The organism is Cohnella baijiui (genome assembly GCF_020731285.1).
Lineage (GTDB): Bacteria > Bacillota > Bacilli > Paenibacillales > Paenibacillaceae > Cohnella.
In genome coordinates, this window is the sequence record NZ_JAJFOW010000082.1 from 1 (window position 1) to 4815 (window position 4815).

A 4815-nucleotide genomic window follows, 5' to 3' on the forward strand; every position below is an offset into this window, starting at 1 on the left:
AGCAGAGGACTGAAAATCCTCGTGTCGGCGGTTCGATTCCGTCCCGAGCCACCATCTGATTGGTTCCTAAGCCGTTGTAGCTCAATTGGTAGAGCAACTGACTTGTAATCAGTAGGTTGGGGGTTCAAGTCCTCTCGACGGCACCATTTGTTTTACAGTCATGGAGGATTAGCGAAGTGGCCAAACGCGGCAGACTGTAAATCTGTTCCCTCTGGGTTCGGTGGTTCAAATCCATCATCCTCCACCACATTTTTTACCTTTTATAGGGGCATAGTTTAAAGGTAGAACAGCGGTCTCCAAAACCGTTAGTGTGGGTTCAATTCCTGCTGCCCCTGCCAAAGCAAACTCGAATCGAATATGGCGGTCGTGGCGAAGGGGTTAACGCACCGGATTGTGGCTCCGGCATTCGTGGGTTCAAGTCCCATCGATCGCCCCATTATTCACCTGAAGCTTTGGGGATTAGCCAAGCGGTAAGGCAACGGACTTTGACTCCGTCATTCCTAGGTTCGAATCCTAGATCCCCAGCCATGCTTTGCGCGGAAATAGCTCAGTGGTAGAGCATCTCGTTGCCAACGAGAAGGTCGCGGGTTCGAGCCCCGTTTTCCGCTCCATATGTTCTTGGCGCCATAGCCAAGTGGTAAGGCAGAGCTCTGCAAAAGCTCTACCCCCAGTTCGAGTCTGGGTGGCGCCTCCAACTTCATAACGCGCGCCCTTAGCTCAGCTGGATAGAGCGTTAGACTACGAATCTAAAGGCCAGGAGTTCGAATCTCTTAGGGCGCGCCATTTTTTATGCTGGTGTGGCGGAATGGCAGACGCGGCGGACTCAAAATCCGCTTCCGGCGACGGAGTGGGGGTTCAAGTCCCTTCACCAGCATGAATCGAACCATACAGACTCTCAAGATCCGCACGGCGGACTGGGGAGTTTTTTTATTTGGCTCTTTTTCATCCGAGTACAAAGCAACAGGCTGCTCCCATCAACGGAACAGCCTGTTTGCATTTGGTTAGCATTTGGACGAGTTGCACATTTGCGCGAGTTCACAGGCGAAGGGGAGACTCGGATGCATTCTCGACAGAGAACGCGCGCAACAGGCGGCGCCATTCGGCATATCGCTCAAGCGGCTGTCCGGAGTCGAGCAGCGACTTGCAGGCATAGAGTCCCTCCTCGATGGAGCCGACCTTGCCGATCAGCTGAAGGCGTACGGCGCCATTCAACAGCACCTGCTGGGTGAAAGCAAGCTCTCCATCGCCTTGCAGCACCGCTTCGATCATCCTCAACTGGGATACGGGCGTCCAGTCGACCACCGGGACCGGCAGATCCAGGCTCCACGCTTCGGGATCGATGACTTGCAGCGCGGCCTCGCCGTTCTCGATCCGTTAGGTGCGCGTCGGACGATCGATGAACAGATCTTCCGAACCTTCGACTCCCTGTACGATGAGCGCTCTGCGGTATTCAAGCTTCGTGAGCAGCCTCGCCATCCGGTCGAATACGGTATTGTGATACACGCCAAAGGCGATATACGGCGACTGGGCATAGTCGATCAGTTTTTCCGCCGTATTCAGCACCGTACGCATCCCGAGCTCCTCGCGAATCACGCGCAGCGACCGAAGCGGCGGGCACCACTGCTCGGCCGACGCATAGAGGACGCCGGTCCGACGAGCGGCTTCCAGCGCCTGTTCCGGCGTTAATCGCTCCGACGCGATGCCGGCGACGCCGAGCAGATCGTGCAGCGTGATGCCCCATTTCGGGGGGAGCGAAGGCGATCCGTGAAGGGTAACCGGGACATCTGCCGCAGCCAGCACGAACGCGGTCGGCAGGGTGGCGTAGGCGCGCGGCTGTTCTCCTTGATCAAGAGCGGGGAATCGATCAAAGGCAAGGAGAAGGAGATGCTCGGCTTTGGCGCCGTCGGGACCGCCGCATCTCCCGAAACGCGGTTCGAAGCGATGGCGGAGGACGAAATCGTCTGCGGGTGCAACGGGGTGCCGAAGGGCGCGATCGTGGACGCGATCCGGACCAAGGGATGCGCTACCGTCAACGCGATCAAAGGGTGCACGAAAGCTTCGGCTTCGTGCGGCGGGTGCAAGCCGCTCGTCGAAGGGCTGCTGAAAGTTTACGCGGATGGAGATGCGGCGGAGGCCGTGAAGGAAGGCATCTGCGGATGCACGCCGCTCGGTCGCGACGAGATCGTGGCGGAGATCAAGCGAATGAGACCCAAGACGATCAAGGAGGTCATGAGCGTCCTCGAATGGCGGAACGAAGAAGGTTGCTCGAAGTGCCGCCCTTCCCTGAATTACTATCTGGGCATGCTGTGGCCCGGCGAATACGAGGACGTCAAGGAGTCCCGGTTCACGAACGAGCGTGATCATGCGAATATCCAAAAGGACGGCACCTATTCGGTCGTTCCGCGGATCTACGGCGGCGTGACTTCGCCGGCCGAGCTGAAGAAGATCGCGGAGGTGGCCGAGCGATTCGACGTCCCGATGGTGAAGTTTACGGGCGGCCAACGCCTAGACCTGCTGGGGGTCAAGAAGGAGGATCTCCCACTCATGTGGGAAGCGCTCGATATGCCGTCCGGCCATGCGTACGGCAAGATGCTTCGAACGGTCAAGACGTGCGTGGGGTCTACCTTCTGCCGCTTCGGCACGCAGGATTCGATCGGGATGGGCATTCGGCTGGAAAAGGAGTTCGAGCGGCTGAATACGCCCGCCAAAGTCAAGCTGGCCGTCTCCGGCTGCCCGCGGAACAGCGCGGAGGCGACGATCAAGGACTTCGGCGTGGTCGCCATCGACGGCGGGTGGGAGCTGCACGTCGGGGGGAACGGAGGCGTGCACGTCCGGGCGACCGATCTGCTGTGCGTCGTCAAGACAGAGGACGAAGTGGTGGAGTATGCGGGCGCGTTCCTTCAATATTACCGCGAGAACGCGAACTGGAACGAGCGGACGTCCAACTGGATCGAACGGGTCGGGCTGGAGCCGGTAAAACGCGCGCTGGAGATTGCGGAGGAGCGGGCTACCCTGTTCGCCGGGGCGGCACGCGATGACGCAGGAGCGGATCAACGAGACGTTGGCCGCTTATGCGCTGGCGGGCAAGGATGTCGTCCGGCTGAAAGGCGGAGATCCGTTCGTCTTCGGCCGGGGAGGCGGTCGCGATCCTGGAACGTGGGATGGCGCGCACGGTGGCGGGCACGCTGGGCTTGATGGCCAAGATGGCCGCTTCGGTGCGGATCGACAACCCGGCGCTCATCGTCATCGGGGAAGTCGTGAAGGTGCGGGAGAGGCTGCTCTGGCTGGCGGAAGAGGCCAAGATGCGGATCGGATAGGGGAAAAGCGGCGTCCGGCCGTTCGCCATGGGGCGGGGGGCCTCCATCGGCGCGGCCGTCAGGTGTTCGCGGAAGGGGGGATCGGTTTCCCTCCTTTTTTCTTTTTGAAGAACGGGACTTCGGGCGCGAATTTTTTGCAGTTCGGCTTGGTTTTGCCCTCCTCGTCGAACGCCAGCGTCGCGTTGATTTCTCCGCCCATCACGATGATGATGCCGCTTATGTACAGCCAGGTAAGCAGGACGATGATGCCGCCGAGGCTGCCGTAGGTTTTCGTGTAATTGCCGAAGTTGTTCACGTAAAAGGCGAACAGGGCCGAAGCCAAGATCCAGCCGAGCGTCGCGAACAGGGCGCCGGGCAGAACGGAGCGAAACGTCAGATGACGGTTTGGCACGTACCGATACATGAATAAGAAGACGAGCGCGATAATGACGACCGGGATGACGAATTGGCCCACGGCCCAGACGTTGTCGAAAAAGGCGGGCGGGCTGAACCATCCGGTCAGGCGTTCGCCCAGCCAACGGCCGAAGATGAGCAGCGCCAGGCTGAGGAAGATGACGACGGTGAGGATGACCGTACAGAGCAGCGACAGACCTTTGACTTTCCAGAAGGGTCGAGTCTCCGGCTCGTCGTATGCTTTGTTCAGCGCCTTGATAATGGCGTTGACGCCGCTCGAAGCGGACCAGAGCGTGCCGATCATGCCGATGGAGAGCAGCGTGTGGCTGCGGTTGTTCTGTATGCCCTCGATCGTGTCCGCCAGCACCTGATTGGACAGGTCGGGCAGCAGTCTGGAGACGGCATCCATCATATCCGCCGTCGTGAAGGGCGTATAGCCGATCAAGGCCACGAGAAAGATGAGAAAAGGAAAGACGGACAGAATGAGGTAATAGGTCAATTGAGCGCCCATGGCGGGCACTTCGTCGTCTTGGAATCGGCAGTACAATTTCTCCGCAAAACGGAGCGTGCGCTGTTTGCTCACGATGCGCCCTCCCTTCCATCGAATCGGACATCCGCCGGAGGCCGGCGAATGTCCGGTTGGAACCATGCTTGCGCGGCCATTTTCGAATCCGATGGATCGAACGGTTCGCCGTCCGCCTACGCGTCGCTTCGTCCCGCCAGCCGCACCAGCATATGCGCGAGCTTGTGGCGCTCGTCCGGGTCGCCGACCTTCCACAGCTCCCTCAGCAGCTTTTCCTCGGCGTTTCGCGGTTCCTCGTGTTCGGCGAGGTAGTCGCCCACCTTCTCGGCGACTTGCGCCAGCTGCTCTTCGCCAAGGCCGAGGGATTGTCCGATCGCGATCCGCTTGCCGAGATATTCGCGGAAGGCGTCAAAATCCCGGAGGATTTCTTCCTTCTTGGGAGCGCCGATTCGGGAGATCGCTTCTCCCGCCCGGGAAGCGTCCAACTCGCTGTCTTTGCGGATCAGATGCTGCTGCTCGTTCATGGTCGTTTCCTCCTCGTATAGTATCTTTTGAAAGCTCTTTTGCGCCCGTTTCCAGCCC

The 4815-nt window shown here is 59.6% G+C and carries 5 protein-coding genes, 9 tRNA genes and 2 pseudogenes; 12 read left to right on the forward strand and 4 right to left on the reverse strand.

Translation table 11 applies throughout. From position 1 onward, the window contains the following. Positions 1–70 precede the first annotated feature (70 nt). The 9 genes from LKX83_RS31615 (at position 71) to LKX83_RS31655 (ending at position 874) form a co-directional block, all read left to right on the forward strand. Positions 71–146 (forward strand) — tRNA-Thr (locus LKX83_RS31615). Between the two features lie 16 nt (positions 147–162). Next, positions 163–247 (forward strand) — tRNA-Tyr (locus LKX83_RS31620). A 17-nt stretch (positions 248–264) separates the two neighbouring features. After that, positions 265–338 (forward strand) — tRNA-Trp (locus LKX83_RS31625). 22 nt (positions 339–360) lie between these two features. Further along, positions 361–436: transfer RNA gene (locus tag LKX83_RS31630), tRNA-His, on the forward strand. A 17-nt stretch (positions 437–453) separates the two neighbouring features. Then, positions 454–528, forward strand: a tRNA-Gln gene (locus LKX83_RS31635). 8 nt (positions 529–536) lie between these two features. After that, positions 537–611 (forward strand) — tRNA-Gly (locus tag LKX83_RS31640). A 9-nt stretch (positions 612–620) separates the two neighbouring features. Continuing rightward, positions 621–694, forward strand: a tRNA-Cys gene (locus LKX83_RS31645). Between the two features lie 12 nt (positions 695–706). Then, a tRNA-Arg gene (locus LKX83_RS31650) sits at positions 707–783 on the forward strand. 8 nt (positions 784–791) lie between these two features. After that, positions 792–874: transfer RNA gene (locus LKX83_RS31655), tRNA-Leu, on the forward strand. Between the two features lie 161 nt (positions 875–1035). On the opposite strand, the gene LKX83_RS34575 is transcribed toward LKX83_RS31655, so the two are convergent. Together LKX83_RS34575 and LKX83_RS34580 are read right to left on the reverse strand one after the other, a co-directional pair. Next, a complete protein-coding gene (locus LKX83_RS34575) occupies positions 1036–1275 on the reverse strand; it encodes a hypothetical protein (RefSeq protein WP_370639166.1) in 240 nt (79 codons plus the stop codon). A 99-nt stretch (positions 1276–1374) separates the two neighbouring features. Further along, entirely contained in the window at positions 1375–1800 is a 426-nt protein-coding gene (locus LKX83_RS34580; protein WP_370639167.1) for a hypothetical protein, read from the reverse strand. Positions 1801–1824: 24 nt separating this feature from the next. Between LKX83_RS34580 and LKX83_RS31665 the strand changes: the two are divergent. From LKX83_RS31665 to LKX83_RS31675, 3 genes and pseudogenes are all read left to right on the forward strand, one after another. Next, a pseudogene (locus LKX83_RS31665) lies at positions 1825–3015 on the forward strand ((2Fe-2S)-binding protein); the annotation flags it as partial. A gap of 4 nt (positions 3016–3019) precedes the next feature. Further along, positions 3020–3139: pseudogene (locus LKX83_RS31670) on the forward strand (SAM-dependent methyltransferase); the annotation flags it as partial. A 34-nt stretch (positions 3140–3173) separates the two neighbouring features. After that, entirely contained in the window at positions 3174–3317 is a 144-nt protein-coding gene (locus tag LKX83_RS31675) for a hypothetical protein (RefSeq protein ID WP_227887228.1), read from the forward strand. A gap of 58 nt (positions 3318–3375) precedes the next feature. Here the strand turns inward: LKX83_RS31675 and LKX83_RS31680 are convergent, their stop codons facing one another. Next, positions 3376–4293: a YihY/virulence factor BrkB family protein gene (locus LKX83_RS31680; protein ID WP_227887229.1), complete on the reverse strand. Its 918-nt coding sequence runs from the start codon at positions 4291–4293 to the stop codon at positions 3376–3378. Between the two features lie 116 nt (positions 4294–4409). Further along, on the reverse strand, positions 4410–4815 hold a 406-nt coding region (locus LKX83_RS31685), incomplete at its 5' end, for a DUF3243 domain-containing protein (RefSeq protein ID WP_370639168.1).